We start from the raw sequence: 14,647 nt of genomic DNA, 5'->3' as shown, positions 1-14,647 counted from the left end.
CTCTCCTTCGTGACCGCCTACCGGCCCGATGAATGCGGCGGAATTTGGCCCGGATCTCCCCAATATTGCAACAAAGGAAAGGTTTTCCAGCCTTTAGAGCAACGTTGACATCGCCCGAAGCCCCTCTTATCTGTCCTTCGGCTTTACGTCCAGTAAGGGGCGGGGTAATTGCGCCGGAAACGCGCCGTATCTGGCAGCTTTCGAAGCGCAGTTTTCTTGCAATTGTTTCAATACGCGTGAATAAAGCATTCGACATTGCCGGAAGCGCTTCCGGCTGAACGGACAGGAAAGGACCAGTGATGGTCAGCTTTGGCGGCTTCGCCCGCAAGATATTCGGTTCATCTAATGACCGCCGCGTTAAAACCCTGCGCCAGCGGGCTAATCAAATTACTGCTATCGAGAAGAATTACGAAAATCTTACCGATGAGCAATTGCAGGCCAAGACCGCCGAATTCCGTGCGGCGCTGGCTAACGGCAAAACGCTCGACTCTCTTCTGCCTGACGCTTTCGCAACAGCGCGTGAAGCTGCGAAGCGCGTGCTCGGTATGCGCCCGTTCGACGTGCAGCTTATCGGCGGCATGGTCCTGCATGAACGCGGCATCGCTGAAATGCGCACCGGCGAAGGCAAGACCTTGATGGCGACCCTGCCGGTCTACCTCAATGCGCTTGAGGGCAAAGGCGTGCACGTGGTGACGGTGAACGACTACCTCGCCACTCGCGACGCCGAAACCATGGGCAAGCTCTACAACTTCCTCGGTCTGACCGTTGGCGTCATCAAGCATGGCCTTGATGACGATGAGCGGCGCGCGGCCTATGCCTGCGATATTACCTACGGCACCAACAACGAGCTTGGCTTCGACTATCTGCGCGATAACATGAAGTATGAGCGCGCCCAGATGGTGCAGCGCCCGCACAATTACGCCATTGTCGACGAAGTGGACTCGATCCTCATCGACGAAGCGCGCACACCGCTTATCATTTCCGGTCCGCTGGAAGACCGCTCAGACTTCTACAATCTCATTGATACCTTTATTCCTGCCCTCGAGCCGGACGATTTTGAAATTGACGAGAAGCAGAAGACTGCAATTTTCACCGAAGTCGGTACAGAGAAGGTCGAGCAGCTTTTGGAAGCCGCAGGCCACCTCAAGGGTGAAAGCCTCTATGACATCGAGAATGTCGCGGTCGTCCACCACCTGAACAATGCGCTTCGTGCGCACAAATTGTTCCAGCGTGACAAAGACTATATCGTCCGCAATGATGAAATCGTCATTATCGATGAGTTTACCGGCCGCATGATGCCAGGCCGCCGTTATTCGGAAGGACTGCACCAGGCGCTGGAAGCCAAGGAACACGTGACCATCCAGCCAGAAAACCAGACGCTGGCCTCGATCACCTTCCAGAACTACTTCCGCATGTACAACAAGCTGTCGGGCATGACCGGCACGGCTGCGACGGAAGCGGAAGAATTCGGCAATATTTACGGCCTCGAAGTCCTTGAGATCCCGACCAATCTGCCGGTGCAGCGCATCGACGAAGACGACGAAGTCTATCGTACCGTCGAAGAAAAATACCGCGCTATTGTGCGCGATATCCGCGCCTCCTACGAAAAGGGCCAGCCGATCCTCGTCGGCACCACCTCAATCGAAAAATCGGAACAACTGGCCGAACGTCTTCGCAAGGAAGGCATCAAGGACTTTCAGGTCCTGAACGCCCGCTACCACGAACAGGAAGCCTATATCATCGCACAGGCTGGTGTGCCGGGAACAGTCACGATCGCCACCAATATGGCCGGTCGCGGCACCGACATTCAGCTTGGCGGCAACCTGGAAATGCGCGTTCGTCAGGAACTCACCGATCTACCGGAAGGGCCAGAACGCGATGCCAAGATTGCGGAAATCAAGGCTGATATTGCGCAACTGAAGGAAAAGGCTCTGGCAGCAGGCGGACTTTACGTTCTCGCCACCGAGCGCCATGAAAGCCGCCGCATCGACAACCAGTTGCGTGGCCGTTCCGGTCGTCAGGGTGACCCCGGTCGCTCGAAGTTCTTCCTGTCGCTGCAAGACGATCTGATGCGCATCTTCGGTTCCGACCGCATGGACAGCATGTTGCAGAAGCTTGGCCTCAAGGAAGACGAAGCGATTGTCCATCCGTGGATCAACAAGGCACTTGAGAAGGCGCAGAAAAAGGTCGAAGCGCGCAATTTCGAGATCCGCAAGAACCTTCTGAAATACGACGATGTCATGAACGATCAGCGCAAGGTGATCTTTGAACAGCGTCTCGAAATGATGGACGAAGAGGATCTGACCGAGACCGTCGCCGAAATGCGCCATGAGGTCATCGAGGACATGGTTGCACTGCATATTCCCAAGGATGCTTATGCGGAAAAATGGGATATTGCCGGCCTGAAGGAAGATATCGTCTCCAAGCTTAATCTCGACCTGCCGGTCGAGAACTGGGCCAAGGAGGAAGGCATCGCAGAAGAAGAGTTCGAAAGCCGCATCAAGGAAGCCGCCGACAAAGCTGCTGCCGAGAAAGCCGAACGGTTCGGACCGCAGATCATGACCTATGTCGAGAAATCGGTCATCATGCAGTCACTGGACAATCTATGGCGTGAGCATCTGGTCAATCTCGACCATCTACGCTCGGTTGTCGGTTTCCGCGGTTATGCCCAGCGTGACCCGCTGAACGAATACAAGACCGAAGCGTTTGAACTGTTCCAGTCGATGCTTGCCAACCTGCGCGAAGTGGTTATCTCGCAGTTGATGCGCGTGGAGATCATGCGTGAAGCACCGCCCGAACCGGAATTGCCGCCAATGACGGGCCGTCACATCGACGGCACGACCGGCGAAAATGATTTTGATGAAGCGGCTTGGTCCGAACATCAGCACGACGAACGAAATGTGCCTGCTGCCGAACGTGATCCAGCCGATCCGCGCACCTGGGGCAAAGTCAGCCGCAATGAGGCCTGCCCATGCGGCTCCGGCAAGAAGTACAAACACTGCCATGGTGCTTTCGAGTAATGTAAGCCGAGCTCATCATCGCAGCTATCGAACAAACCCCGGCAAACAGTTTGCCGGGGTTTGCATTTTCTGCCACACGATGGGAGCCGATACACACCGCAAGCAATGATACTGCCTTGCAGTATTTTAGACATTTCAAATATAGATGACATTTAGAAAATACTCACCATTCCTTGAATGTCCCACAACCTTCGGCAGATTAGACTTTTTCTTTTTCTCTTTATAAAGAACTCCTGTCTAAGGTTTACAAGCGCGTCGTAGGCTGCAGAGCGGAGGCGCGAAAAGCCGGGTTATCCGGTGTAAAACAAGCAGGCCCTCAGAGGCATGCAAAGACAGGGTTGGCAAATAGTGCGGTTTTCGGCAGCTGAGACGGCGAGCCGGTTTTTACCCGGCAGGATCGCGGCCAGGCTTCGTCCCGTGACGAGGCGGCTGGATGCTGTGCTTACGGATAGCGGACCGCAGGCAAGCGCGCAGCGCTCCTCACTTGTTGCCTTTTCCGTGCGCGTGGCGAGTGCTGCAATAGCTCTTCTGTCCCAGGTCATTCTGGCGCGCTGGATGGGTGAATTCGAGTACGGTATCTTCGTCCTCGTCTGGCTGACCATGATTATAATCGGCGATCTGGCCTGCTTCGGATTGCACACGACCATCATCCGCTTCGTACCGGAATATGTGCAACGCCAGATGTTCGGCCTCGTGCTCGGCATCATCCGAACAGGACGCATCTTCGCTTTCACAGCCGCTACACTCATCGCGCTCCTGGGTACGGGCCTGCTGCTTCTTCTCAAGGATCACGTTGCGAGCTATTATCTCATTCCCTTCATCCTCGGCTTTATCTGTCTGCCGATGATCACGCTCGGCAATATGCTGGACGGCGTTGCCCGCTCACGCACATGGGTAATGATGGCGCTGACGCCAAGCTATATCGCCCGCCCCCTTCTGGTTCTCCTTTTCATGATCGTCGCGCATGAAGCGGGGTTACCCTCCACTGCGACTATCGCGCTGGCAGTATCAATTGCCGCCACCTGGCTCACCACAGTCGGGCAATTTATGATGGTCGACCGCTCAGTGAAAAAGGATATTCCCGCCGCAGCGCACGACCAGCGTCTCGGCGAATGGATGAAAGTCGCCCTGCCTATTTTCCTGGTGGAAGGCTTTTTCTTCCTGCTCATCAATGTCGACGTTCTGATGGTCGGCCATGCGCTCGCCCCTGAGCATGTCGCCGTTTACTTTGCGGCAACAAAGATCATGGCGCTAGCGCATTTCGTCTATTTCGCGGTGAAGGCGAGCGTCGCGCAACGTTATTCGGACCTGCTGCACAGCAGCGACCGTGCCGAATTCGCAAGCTTTGCCGAAGCGTCCGTCCGCTGGACATTCTGGCCAACGCTGTTCCTCGGCGCTGTCATCCTGCTGACCGGTTATCCGCTCCTGCGGCTTTTCGGCCCGGCCTTCACAGCGGGCTATCCGCTTCTATTCATCCTCATTATCGGAGTGATTGCGCGCGCCAGCGTCGGCCCGGCGGAAAGCCTTCTCAACATGTCGGGAAAGCAGAACATCTGTGCCCTGCTCTATGCCGCAACACTCACGGTCAACGTCATTCTCAATCTGGTCCTGATACCGCGCTTCGGCCTGACAGGCGCTGCCATTTCGACAGCTATTGCCATGCTGATGGAAGCAGCACTTCTTTCGGCAGCCGTATCACGCACCTTGCATATAACCATGTTCATTCTCATTCCACGAGACCGTACCAAGACCTCGGAGGGGACTTTGTAATGGCCGCGAAACCTTTGCTTGAAGAATCGGCGGGCGGAAATGCAGCTCACATCGTGTCAGAACTCTCTGAAAGCGGTATGGCACATGAGGCCGTCAAAAAGCTGGAGGAAAGCCTTCACAGCCGCGATATACCGCGCAAACTCGCGATCTATGGCGCCGCAGCAGGCTTCGAATTGCGCGACGAACTCGATCATTTGAGCAATCGGACCATAGAGCCGAATGTGTTCTTCAATGCGCGTTTTCTGGCACCAGCCATGCCGCGCCTTGAGGATCGGGAAGTTCGTTTTATGGTTATGCGTGACGAAAACGAAATCCGCAGCCGCCTGCGCTTCGTCATGCCCTACACGATAGAGCGTCCCGGCCTCCCCCTCTCAACACCAGTGGTTCGCGCCTGGTCGACACCGTTCGGGCCGCAGGGGACACCGCTCATTGATCATGATGACCCTGTCGGCGTGCTGGAAGACCTGTTCGACATTCTGGCACGCAGGCACCTCAAACTTCCAGATGTACTCGTACTACCGGAAATGCGAGCCAACGGATCGGCGGCGAAGCTGATCCGCTCGGTGGCGGTGGGCCGACAATTGCCGCTGGTTTCCATAGAGCAGAAAGAGCGTCCTTTTCTGGAAAGCGATCTGGACAGCGACGCCTATATTAGACAGGCCATCGGCGCGCACCATCGGCGGGACTATAATCGCCTTTGGCGCAGGCTTGCGGAAAAGGGTGAACTTGCCTATCGCGTTGCCCGCACGCCCGACGAAGTGCGTCATGCGTTCGAACATTTCCTGACGCTGGAAGCGAGTGGCTGGAAAGGCAAACGCGGCACTGCCATGGCCGTCGACCGGTTTCGCGCCGCCTTTGCCCGCGAGGCGGTCAACAACCTGGCTGAACGCGATTGCGTGCGCGTACACACGCTTGAGCTCGACGGGCGGGTCATTGCCATTTTGATCGTCTTTACGGTTTCAGGAGAAGCCTGGACCTGGAAAACCGCATATGACGAAAGCCTGAACGCTTGGTCGCCCGGCGTACTTTTGATGATCGAAGTCGTGAAAAATCATCTGAACGATCCGAACATCAACCGCACTGATTCCTGTGCGTTCCCCGACCATCCAGTCATGACGCGGCTCTTCGACAAGCGCGAGACAATAGAAACGCTGGTGATCGGCCTCAACCCGGCCACGGACAAGCTTGTCCGTCAGGCCGCCTCGCAGATCCATCTCTATCAGCGGACACGCAATCTTGCCCGCATTGTGCGTAATCGCATCCGCAGCTTTACCGAGAGGAAATAGCGGTTATTTTAAGAAATCTTAAAAAAGCCATAAAATCGCTATCCTGAATCTCCGACCCTGGATTTATCCGGCAAGAAAGTTGCGATTGCAGTTTTGCGGAAGTCTTGCGAAGCTCCATCCTCAACAGTTACTTTAATATTTTGAAGGTTCAGGAATGCGGTTTCCACGCCCAACTATCGCCAGCGGCACGCTCTGTGTCCTGACCGCGATTTATCTCCTCGCTTTCACCAACACCTCGTTCTGGCACCGGATGATCGCCTATTTTTCCGATCATCCGCAAAAGCTGGCTGTTGGAGCAGTGGCTATCCTTCTCATCCATATTGCCGTTCTGATGGCTTTCTCGGCGAAGTATGTCATCAAGCCGGTTCTGATTTTCGCGATATTGGTCGCCGCAGGCGGTTCCTATTTCACGGACAGTTTCGGAACGATCATCGACCGGAACGTGGTCGAGGCGACGCTAACGACGACAAAGGCCGAATCTGGCCATCTGATAACGACGGGCTTTCTGCTGCACATGCTGTTCTATGCCGTCATCCCGTCGCTGCTCGTCATCTGGATTCGCGTCAGGCATCGGCCTTTGCTGCAGAAGCTTCTGGTCAACACCGTTTCGATTGTCATCTGTCTAGTGGGTGCAATCGCCCTTATTGGCTCCGATTACGGCAGCTTCTCCTCCATGTACCGCGAACACCGCTCCGACATCATGGAACGGCTGATGCCAGGCACGCCACTTAAAAGTACGGTGCAATACATCGCGCGCGAGCTAAACGACGGGCAAATCGTGATGCAGCCGCTCGGTCTCGATGCCAGACAGACACTGCCGTCGATTGCGTCGGGTAAAAAGCTGCTGACTGTTATCGTGGTGGGTGAAACGGCGCGCGCCCAGAATTTCAGCCTCTACGGCTACCCGCGTGAGACCAATCCCGAACTCAAGCAGCAGGATATCGTTACCTTCACAAACACGACGAGCTGCGGCACGGATACCTCCGTTTCGGTGCCGTGCATGTTCTCGCCTTTTCCACGCGTGGACTATTCGAGCTCCAAGTTCCATAGTTCGGAAAATCTGATGGACCTCCTCAACCATGCGGGGGTGCAGGTTGCATGGTACGAAAACAACACCGGCAGCAAGGGCGTCTCAGACCGCATCCCGACAGTCGACTTGCAGAATTCGAACAATGCGCAATATTGCGAAGGCGGTGAATGCCTTGATCAGATTCTGGTAGACCAGCTCCGTGATCACCTTAAAGATGTGAACGGCAACGCAACGATTGTTCTGCACATGACCGGCAGTCACGGACCATCATATTATCGTCGCTATCCGCCGGAATTCGCCAAGTTCAAGCCAGAATGCAGGACAAGCGAATTTTCCGATTGCACCAACGAGCAGATCGTCAATGCCTATGACAATTCGATTCTCTACACCGACCACATATTATCGGAGATCATCACCGTCCTGAAAGCAAATGAAGATCGTTTTGCCCCGGCGATGGTCTATATGTCCGACCACGGCGAATCGCTGGGCGAAGATGGCCTCTATCTTCACGCCGCGCCCTATTTCATAGCGCCCGATGTCCAAACACATATTCCATTCGTCGCATGGTTCTCGCCGGACTATGCGAAAGCCACCGGACTCGACACAGCCTGCGTCAAACAGGATGCCGCCGCGCCGTCCTCGCACGACAATCTGTTCCACACGGTCATCGGCATGATGGGCGTTAAAACCTCGGCCTATGATCAGGCGCTCGACCGCTTTGCCACTTGCCGAAAAGCCAGTGCGGCGACATCCAGCTAGAACGCCCGGCGTCACGCGCCTATTGCTGATTATGTCAGCGGAACCAATGATTTGAGCTGCCCGACAAAGCGTGATATACTTTGTTTTGGGAGAGCGCATGGACAGGCGGAAGGGGAGGTCCGCACCGGTGCAATCCGGCATTTTGAACAAATGTCCGAAGCCCGGATAATTATAAGCTTCCGTCTGGCTGCAACGCTATCGCGCCCTCTCGGGGAAGGAGATGCGCCATGGAATACTTTCACTATGTCAGCACGCTGGATTACATCCTGTTGGGCTTCATTGCCTTGTTGGTCTTCTGGAATCTGGTTGAAGCGAATTTGCGCAGATAAAGCCTTTTGAACCTGGCGCGGTCAGGTTCAGGTTTGTTGACTTGAACATAGCCGTTGTGACGGGCGGCTCGGTTAATCAAACGTCATTACATCCTGCGCTTTCACTCTTCTTTCCGAAGAGCGGTGCAAGCTGCACTTTTGAGCAATTGACCTCGTTTCGTTTAGCCGTTATATCCCAACCCGCTGTCCCTTTGGACCATATCGAACTGCTTCGGCAGAAATGTGCGGGTGTGGTGGAACTGGTAGACGCGCCGGACTCAAAATCCGGTTCCGAAAGGAGTGTCGGTTCGATTCCGACCACCCGCACCATTTTTCCATGTCTGATTAGTTTTCAAGACGACAAAGAAAATTAAGCATGTGACGAAGGTTCTTTTGATTGAACCCTCGCACCAAAAGGAGAATGCTACTTCGTCAAAAATCGCTTAATAACGGAGCCGTTTGTTCCATATTTGCTTTCAGCAATCGAACAAACCTTATTGTCCGCAACATGCTGGTACTGAATTTTTGCCTGCGTGAAACCATCAAGCGATCCCTCGATAAAGCTTCTTGCAGTCTTCTGAGGATTACACCCGTTATTATAGAGTTTGTTTGCCAAGCAATACATAATAAATGCTCGCTCTATATCGACCTTTTTATATTGCGGGCAGCGTGACTGAAAATAGTTCGCTTCCCCTATATGGAGATCGGTTCTCAATTCTTCAGGGGTGCGATTGGTTGTACAAGCCGCAAGTACCAGTAATATTCCCGTGCCAATTAAAAATTTGCCTATCATTATACCTCCAATATGCCTTGAAATGGCGCACTGGATTTAGCATCGGGATATTGCCGGAGAAAGCAGCAATAAACCGGTCGCCGCTTTCCGTCGCATAATGAATCAAGCCGCTTCGAGCGCTTGCGCCAGATCGGCGATCAGATCGTCCGGGTGCTCGATGCCGATGGAAAGCCGGATCGTCGATTCCAGCACACCAATACGTTCTCTTACATCGATGGGAACGCCTGAATGGGTCATTGAGGCAGGATGACTTGCAAGTGATTCCGTGCCACCAAGGCTAACTGCGAGTTTCAATATCTGCAGCGCATTCAGGAAACGGAAGGCCGCCGCCTGTCCGCCCTTGATATCGAACGAGAACGTCGATCCTGCCCCCGTGCATTGGCGATTGAACAGCGCACCAACATCCGAATTTTCATCCTCGAATGGAAGATAGTGCAGCTTCTCCACCTTCGGATGGTCGCGCAGAAATTCCGCGATTGCCAGGGCATTGCTGTTGGCGCGCTCCATGCGCAGCCCGAGCGTTTCAAGCGAACGACCGAGCATCCAGCAGGAATGCGGATCGAGCTGCGTGCCGATGGCACCGCGCAATGCCTTCACCTGCTTTACAACAGCCTTGGCGCCCAGCACGGCTCCGGCGATCAGATCCGAATGTCCGCCGACATATTTGGTCAGAGAATAGACCGACAGATCGGCACCGTGATCGAGCGGCTTCTGATAGACGGGGCCAAGCAAGGTATTGTCGCAGGCAATGATCGGTCGATGCCCCTGCTTTTGTTCGATTTTTTCCGCGACCCGCCGGATGGCGGCAATATCGACAATGCTGTTGGTGGGGTTGGCAGGCGTCTCGATCAGGATCACCGAAACGCGCCCTTTGGCAATGGCTTTTTCAGCCGCCTGCTCTATCGAGGCTTCATGCACGCCGTCAGCGAAGGCGACAGCCTCGACGCCGAAATTGAGAAACGTCTTGGCAAGTAGTGTCTCTGTGCCGCCATAGAGCGGTTGCGAATGCAAAATAACATCACCGGGGCGCGCAAAGGCAAACAGCGTCGTGGCGATAGCCGACATGCCGGATGAAAACAGCGCGCAGCTCTCGGTGCCCTCATAGACGGCCAGACGGTCTTCAACGATCTCGCTGTTGGGATGGTTGAAACGGGAATAGACCAGACCGGCACCCACACCAGCGGGCGGTTCCTTGCGGCCGGAAACGAAATCGAAGAAATCGCGCCCGTCTTCAGCCGTCTTGAACACAAAAGTCGACGTCAGAAATACCGGCGGCTTGACCGCTCCTTCAGAAAGTTCCGGGTCGTAACCATAGTTGAGCATCTGTGTTTCAGGATGAAGCGGATGATTGCCCAACATGGTCTTTGAAGGCCGTGGCGCAGTCATGAATACCTCCTTGAGAAAACTCTCCCGTCCATATTCGGACAGGAGGAGCTTAACAGAGGCAATCAGGAATCTTCTTGCGTTGTTGTGCGTTTTAAAGAAATCGCTGCAATACCGGAAGATGCCCGATAGAAATGCCTTCGATTACTTGATGACCAAGACCGGCACCGTGCTGAGCGACAGGACCTCCGCCGCCTGACTTCCCAACAGCAACTTGTTCACACCGCGACGGCCATGCGAAGCAATGACGATTAGGTCGGCGTTCCTGGCCTTCGCAGCCCCAACGATGCCTTGCGCTGGGGATTGGTTCTCGACATGCACAGATTCAGCACTGACGCCGATCTCCACCGCCTTTGCTTTGGCCTTTGACAGGATTTCCGTAGCCGCCTTGGTGATAGCTTCACGATATTCCTGAAATGCCGCCGGACTCGATGCCCATTCAGCAGCGACCACAATGCCGTAGGATGGCAGGAGCTCAGTCACGGAAACAAAGGTAACTTTGGCGCCTGTTTCCTTAGCCAGCGCGACGCCCTGGTCGACGCCTTTTTCGGCTAGTTCCGATCCATCCGTTGCGATCAGTATGTTCTTGTACATTTGTGCTCTCCTAGCTGCCTGATACCGATGATGCGCACCTCTCCGTCAGAACGCATTGACGCTGATCAATCGAGGTTTACCTCAAACTAATATGCAGTCCGCAATTATGGCGGAATTCACTTCTAACATTTGCGATTATAAAGAATAAATTTCTAAATTTGGTACGACAAGCGCACGTACCCAACTATGCGTTTGCACAATTTCCTCTTAAACTTTGCGCAACAAAGGGAGATAACACCATGAACAAGCCCCTAAATGAACCGCAAGCAAGTAAAATCGCAGGCCGTGGCCGCGTTTATGATTCCATTCTCGATACGATCGGTAATACGCCGCTTGTGCGCATTGACAAGTTCGCCAAGGAAAAGGGTGTGACAGCCAATCTTCTGGCCAAGCTCGAGTTTTTCAACCCCCTGGCAAGTGTGAAGGATCGCATCGGTCTGGCGCTGATCGAAGCACTGGAACGCGACGGCCGTGCCGTACCGGGCAAGACGGTCTTCGTTGAGCCAACCTCCGGCAATACCGGCATTGCGCTGGCCTTTGCCGCAGCAGCCAAGGGCTATCGCCTCATCCTCACGATGCCGGAAACTATGTCGGTGGAACGCCGCAAGCTTCTCAAGCTCCTTGGCGCCGAACTGGTTCTGACCGAAGGCGCAAAAGGCATGAAGGGCGCTATTGCGGAAGCGGAAGCTATTGCAGAGGGTAATCCAAACGCAATCATCCCACAGCAGTTCGAAAACCCCGCCAACCCAGAAATCCATCGTCTGACGACTGCAGAAGAAATCTGGAACGACACCAATGGCGAAGCGGACATCCTAATCTCCGGTATCGGCACGGGCGGAACGATTACCGGCGTCGGTCAGGTCATCAAGGGACGCAAACCGTCCTTCAAAGTGATCGCGGTCGAGCCGAAGGATTCACCGGTACTTTCCGGCGGCACGCCGGGGCCGCACAAAATTCAGGGCATCGGTGCAGGTTTCGCACCGAAGACGCTCGATACCAGCGTGTATGATGAGGTCGTTCAGGTTTCAAATGATGATGCTTTTGCCAACGCGCGCCTGCTTGCCCGTATTGAGGGCATTCCAGTCGGTATTTCCTCCGGCGCGGCCTTGACCGCCGCTGTCGAAATCGGAAAGCGCCCAGAAAACGCGGGCAAGAACATCGTCATCATCATCCCCTCGTTTGCAGAGCGCTATCTCTCGACTGCTTTGTTTGAAGGTCTGGAATAATCCCCGCTCGAACACGGTAGCCAAAAACAAAAGCCCGAGCGGATAACCGTTCTGGCTTTGCTTTATCGAAACGCCGGTCCGTTCGCCTGGCAAACGGAGGCTTTAAAAGCTCATATCAATGATGCGTACGCGCGGCGCAGGCCGGGCCTGGTCCGCGCATATAATGACGCTCGGGCCTGTAGCTCGGTGCAACGAACTCGCGGATGACATTAACGCTGTCACGCAGCTGAACAAGAATGCTCATCGTCTTAACCTTCGTCAAAAACACGTTGTTCGGATTGGATGCCCGTCCTGTCCCGACTAACCGGTCGCTGAAACGTTGTTCATTTCCGAACATCTTAATGAAAACTTTAACAATCAAAGATGAATAAGCCCTGAACTCTTATGGTTGAGAGTAAGTTAATGGTAAGGATGTTGAAGCTTTTCCACAGGCCGCAATTTGTTGCCACAATTGAAAAAGGCCGGTTTGAACCGGCCTTTCATGGGCGAAGGATCGTGAGGCTTATCGCGTCGGAACCGGATGCTCGCCACGATAATCGTAAAAGCCCCGGCCCGCCTTGCGCCCCAACCAGCCTGCTTCGACATATTTGACCAGAAGCGGGCATGGACGATATTTGGAATCTGCCAGACCGTCGTGCAGAACCTGCATGATGGAGAGACAGGTATCCAGACCGATGAAATCGGCAAGTTGGAGAGGTCCCATCGGATGATTGGCGCCAAGCTTCATGGCCGTATCGATGGCTTCAACACTACCGACGCCTTCATAGAGCGTGTAGATGGCCTCATTAATCATCGGCAACAGGATACGGTTGACGATGAAGGCCGGAAAATCCTCTGCGACGGTTATCGTCTTGCCAAGTGCGGTCACGAAATCGTTCGACTTGCGGAAGGTTTCCTCATCCGTGGCAATGCCGCGTACCAGTTCGACGAGCTTCATGACCGGCACGGGATTCATGAAATGGATGCCGATGAAGCGCTCTGGGCGATCGGTCGTGGATGCAAGACGCGTGATCGAGATCGATGACGTGTTGGTCGCCAGAATCGCTTCAGGATTTAGAACCGAACAAAGCTGAGCGAAGATTTTACGCTTGATGGTTTCGTCTTCCGTTGCCGCTTCGATGGCCAGATCGACCCCCGCCAAATCCTCCATGGAATTTGCCGGACGGATGAGCTTCATCGCAGACGCGCGCTGGTCTTCCAGCAATTTTCCCGACGCGACCTGACGCGCCATATTGCCGTTGATGGTGGCGATGCCCTTTTCCAGCCGGTCCGCTGCCGCATCGTGAAGAAGCACATCGAACCCGGCCAGTGCGCATACATGAGCAATACCGCTACCCATCTGTCCTGCGCCGACCACCCCTACCGTCTTGATTGCCACGATCATAACTCCTTCATTCAGCCGCTCCGTCGCGGAGCCAAGGCCGAGTATACCAATTCTGCTCGAGACAGATACAGCCTTCATTCAGCGAAAGCAAAGTCAGCGCTTCCGTGCTTGAAGCCGACCACAAGTAAAAAGCGGCGGGACCGGCCCGCCGCTTTCTGATCGATTAAAGCGCTTTTTGCAGTTCCGGCAGCACGGTAAAGAGATCACCGACGAGACCGTAATCGGCGACCTGGAAGATCGGCGCTTCTTCGTCCTTGTTGATGGCAACGATAACGCGGGAGTCTTTCATGCCTGCCAGATGCTGGATCGCGCCGGAAATACCCACAGCGATATAAAGCTCCGGTGCAACCACCTTACCCGTCTGGCCAACCTGCCAGTCGTTCGGTGCATAGCCTGCATCGACTGCCGCACGGCTTGCGCCAACAGCCGCGCCGAGCTTGTCAGCAACCGGCAGGATCACTTCCTGGAATTTTTCGGCGGAACCGAGGGCGCGACCGCCGGAAATGATGATCTTGGCAGAGGTCAGTTCCGGGCGATCCGAATCCGACAGCGCATTGCCCACGAAGCTCGACAGCGCCGGATCGGCAGCCGCGTTGATGCTTTCAACCGAAGCCGAACCGCCATCGCCCGTTGCCTGGAAAGAGGCTGTGCGCACTGTGATCACCTTCTTGGCGTCGGTGGACTGTACGGTCTGGACTGCATTGCCTGCGTAGATCGGGCGTTTGAACGTGTCAGCCGATACGACTTCCATGATTTCCGAAAGCTGCATCACGTCGAGCAGCGCTGCAACGCGCGGCAGGATGTTCTTGGCCGACGTCGTCGCCGGTGCAATAATCGTGTCGTAGTTGCCTGCCTGTTCCACGATGAGAGCTGCCGTCGGTTCGGCCAGACGATTTTCCAGCGCATCGCTTTCGGCCAGCAGAACCTTGCGTACACCCTTGAGCTTGGCAGCCGTATCAGCAGCAGCCTTCGCGCCCTTGCCTGCAACCAGAACGTCCACGTCGCCGCCGATCTGCGCAGCGGCCGTCAGTGCCTTTGCAGTCTGATCGGAAAGGGTTGCATTGTCGTGTTCGGCAATAAGAAGAATAGCCATT

The 14,647-nt window shown here is 54.8% G+C and carries 11 protein-coding genes and 1 tRNA gene; 6 read left to right on the top strand and 6 right to left on the bottom strand.

Annotated features, from left to right (window positions below; genetic code table 11):
• Positions 1-299 precede the first annotated feature (299 nt).
• The 5 genes from secA to FJQ48_RS09135 all read left to right on the top strand — a co-directional run bounded on the left by secA (position 300) and on the right by FJQ48_RS09135 (position 8,503).
• Positions 300-3,020, top strand: coding sequence for a preprotein translocase subunit SecA (secA, locus tag FJQ48_RS09155; RefSeq protein ID WP_139974899.1), 2,721 nt, complete (start codon positions 300-302; stop codon positions 3,018-3,020).
• A 417-nt stretch (positions 3,021-3,437) separates the two neighbouring features.
• Positions 3,438-4,790 (top strand): lipopolysaccharide biosynthesis protein, encoded by a 1,353-nt coding sequence (locus tag FJQ48_RS09150; RefSeq protein WP_139974865.1) that lies wholly within the window; start codon positions 3,438-3,440, stop codon positions 4,788-4,790.
• Positions 4,790-6,076: a GNAT family N-acetyltransferase gene (locus FJQ48_RS09145; RefSeq protein WP_139974864.1), complete on the top strand. Its 1,287-nt coding sequence runs from the start codon at positions 4,790-4,792 to the stop codon at positions 6,074-6,076. The genes FJQ48_RS09150 and FJQ48_RS09145 overlap by 1 nt, the downstream gene beginning before the upstream one ends.
• A gap of 154 nt (positions 6,077-6,230) precedes the next feature.
• Positions 6,231-7,865: a phosphoethanolamine transferase gene (locus FJQ48_RS09140; RefSeq protein WP_139974863.1), complete on the top strand. Its 1,635-nt coding sequence runs from the start codon at positions 6,231-6,233 to the stop codon at positions 7,863-7,865.
• 553 nt (positions 7,866-8,418) lie between these two features.
• Positions 8,419-8,503, top strand: a tRNA-Leu gene (locus FJQ48_RS09135).
• 94 nt (positions 8,504-8,597) lie between these two features.
• Here FJQ48_RS09135 and FJQ48_RS09130 read toward each other — a convergent pair.
• From FJQ48_RS09130 to FJQ48_RS09120, 3 genes are all read right to left on the bottom strand, one after another.
• On the bottom strand, positions 8,598-8,966 hold the full coding sequence (locus FJQ48_RS09130) for a hypothetical protein (RefSeq protein ID WP_139974862.1): 369 nt from the start codon (positions 8,964-8,966) through the stop codon (positions 8,598-8,600).
• 102 nt (positions 8,967-9,068) lie between these two features.
• Complete coding sequence (locus FJQ48_RS09125) at positions 9,069-10,352, bottom strand: cystathionine gamma-synthase family protein (protein WP_139974861.1); 1,284 nt, start codon at positions 10,350-10,352, stop codon at positions 9,069-9,071.
• Between the two features lie 141 nt (positions 10,353-10,493).
• Positions 10,494-10,943 (bottom strand): universal stress protein, encoded by a 450-nt coding sequence (locus FJQ48_RS09120; RefSeq protein WP_139974860.1) that lies wholly within the window; start codon positions 10,941-10,943, stop codon positions 10,494-10,496.
• A gap of 239 nt (positions 10,944-11,182) precedes the next feature.
• Here FJQ48_RS09120 and cysK point away from each other — a divergent pair, with 239 nt between their 5' ends.
• Positions 11,183-12,169 carry a cysteine synthase A gene (gene cysK, locus FJQ48_RS09115; protein WP_139974859.1) on the top strand — a complete coding sequence of 329 codons (987 nt, stop codon included), beginning with the start codon at positions 11,183-11,185 and terminating at the stop codon, positions 12,167-12,169.
• Between the two features lie 115 nt (positions 12,170-12,284).
• Here the strand turns inward: cysK and FJQ48_RS22840 are convergent, their stop codons facing one another.
• From FJQ48_RS22840 to FJQ48_RS09105, 3 genes are all read right to left on the bottom strand, one after another.
• Entirely contained in the window at positions 12,285-12,413 is a 129-nt protein-coding gene (locus FJQ48_RS22840; RefSeq protein ID WP_255362115.1) for a hypothetical protein, read from the bottom strand.
• A 258-nt stretch (positions 12,414-12,671) separates the two neighbouring features.
• A complete protein-coding gene (locus tag FJQ48_RS09110) occupies positions 12,672-13,547 on the bottom strand; it encodes a 3-hydroxybutyryl-CoA dehydrogenase (protein ID WP_180350163.1) in 876 nt (291 codons plus the stop codon).
• 169 nt (positions 13,548-13,716) lie between these two features.
• A complete protein-coding gene (locus FJQ48_RS09105; protein ID WP_139974857.1) occupies positions 13,717-14,646 on the bottom strand; it encodes an electron transfer flavoprotein subunit alpha/FixB family protein in 930 nt (309 codons plus the stop codon).
• Position 14,647 lies beyond the last annotated feature (1 nt).

The organism is Ochrobactrum sp. CGA5, assembly GCF_006345815.1.
Classification (GTDB): Bacteria; Pseudomonadota; Alphaproteobacteria; order Rhizobiales; family Rhizobiaceae; genus Brucella.
Note: the sequence above shows the minus strand (reverse complement) of the source record. Positions and strands in the feature narration are given on the sequence as shown.

Bases quoted from the DNA above. Each gene is read 5' to 3' on its own strand.
- FJQ48_RS09140 (WP_139974863.1), top strand. From the start codon at position 6,231: ATGCGGTTTCCACGCCCAACTATCGCCAGCGGCACGCTCTGTGTCCTG.
- cysK (WP_139974859.1), top strand. From the start codon at position 11,183: ATGAACAAGCCCCTAAATGAACCGCAAGCAAGTAAAATCGCAGGCCGT.
- FJQ48_RS09130 (WP_139974862.1), bottom strand. From the start codon at position 8,966: ATGATAGGCAAATTTTTAATTGGCACGGGAATATTACTGGTACTTGCG.
- FJQ48_RS22840 (WP_255362115.1), bottom strand. From the start codon at position 12,413: ATGAGCATTCTTGTTCAGCTGCGTGACAGCGTTAATGTCATCCGCGAG.
- FJQ48_RS09120 (WP_139974860.1), bottom strand. From the start codon at position 10,943: ATGTACAAGAACATACTGATCGCAACGGATGGATCGGAACTAGCCGAA.
- FJQ48_RS09125 (WP_139974861.1), bottom strand. From the start codon at position 10,352: ATGACTGCGCCACGGCCTTCAAAGACCATGTTGGGCAATCATCCGCTT.
- FJQ48_RS09105 (WP_139974857.1), bottom strand. From the start codon at position 14,646: ATGGCTATTCTTCTTATTGCCGAACACGACAATGCAACCCTTTCCGAT.
- FJQ48_RS09145 (WP_139974864.1), top strand. From the start codon at position 4,790: ATGGCCGCGAAACCTTTGCTTGAAGAATCGGCGGGCGGAAATGCAGCT.
- secA (WP_139974899.1), top strand. From the start codon at position 300: ATGGTCAGCTTTGGCGGCTTCGCCCGCAAGATATTCGGTTCATCTAAT.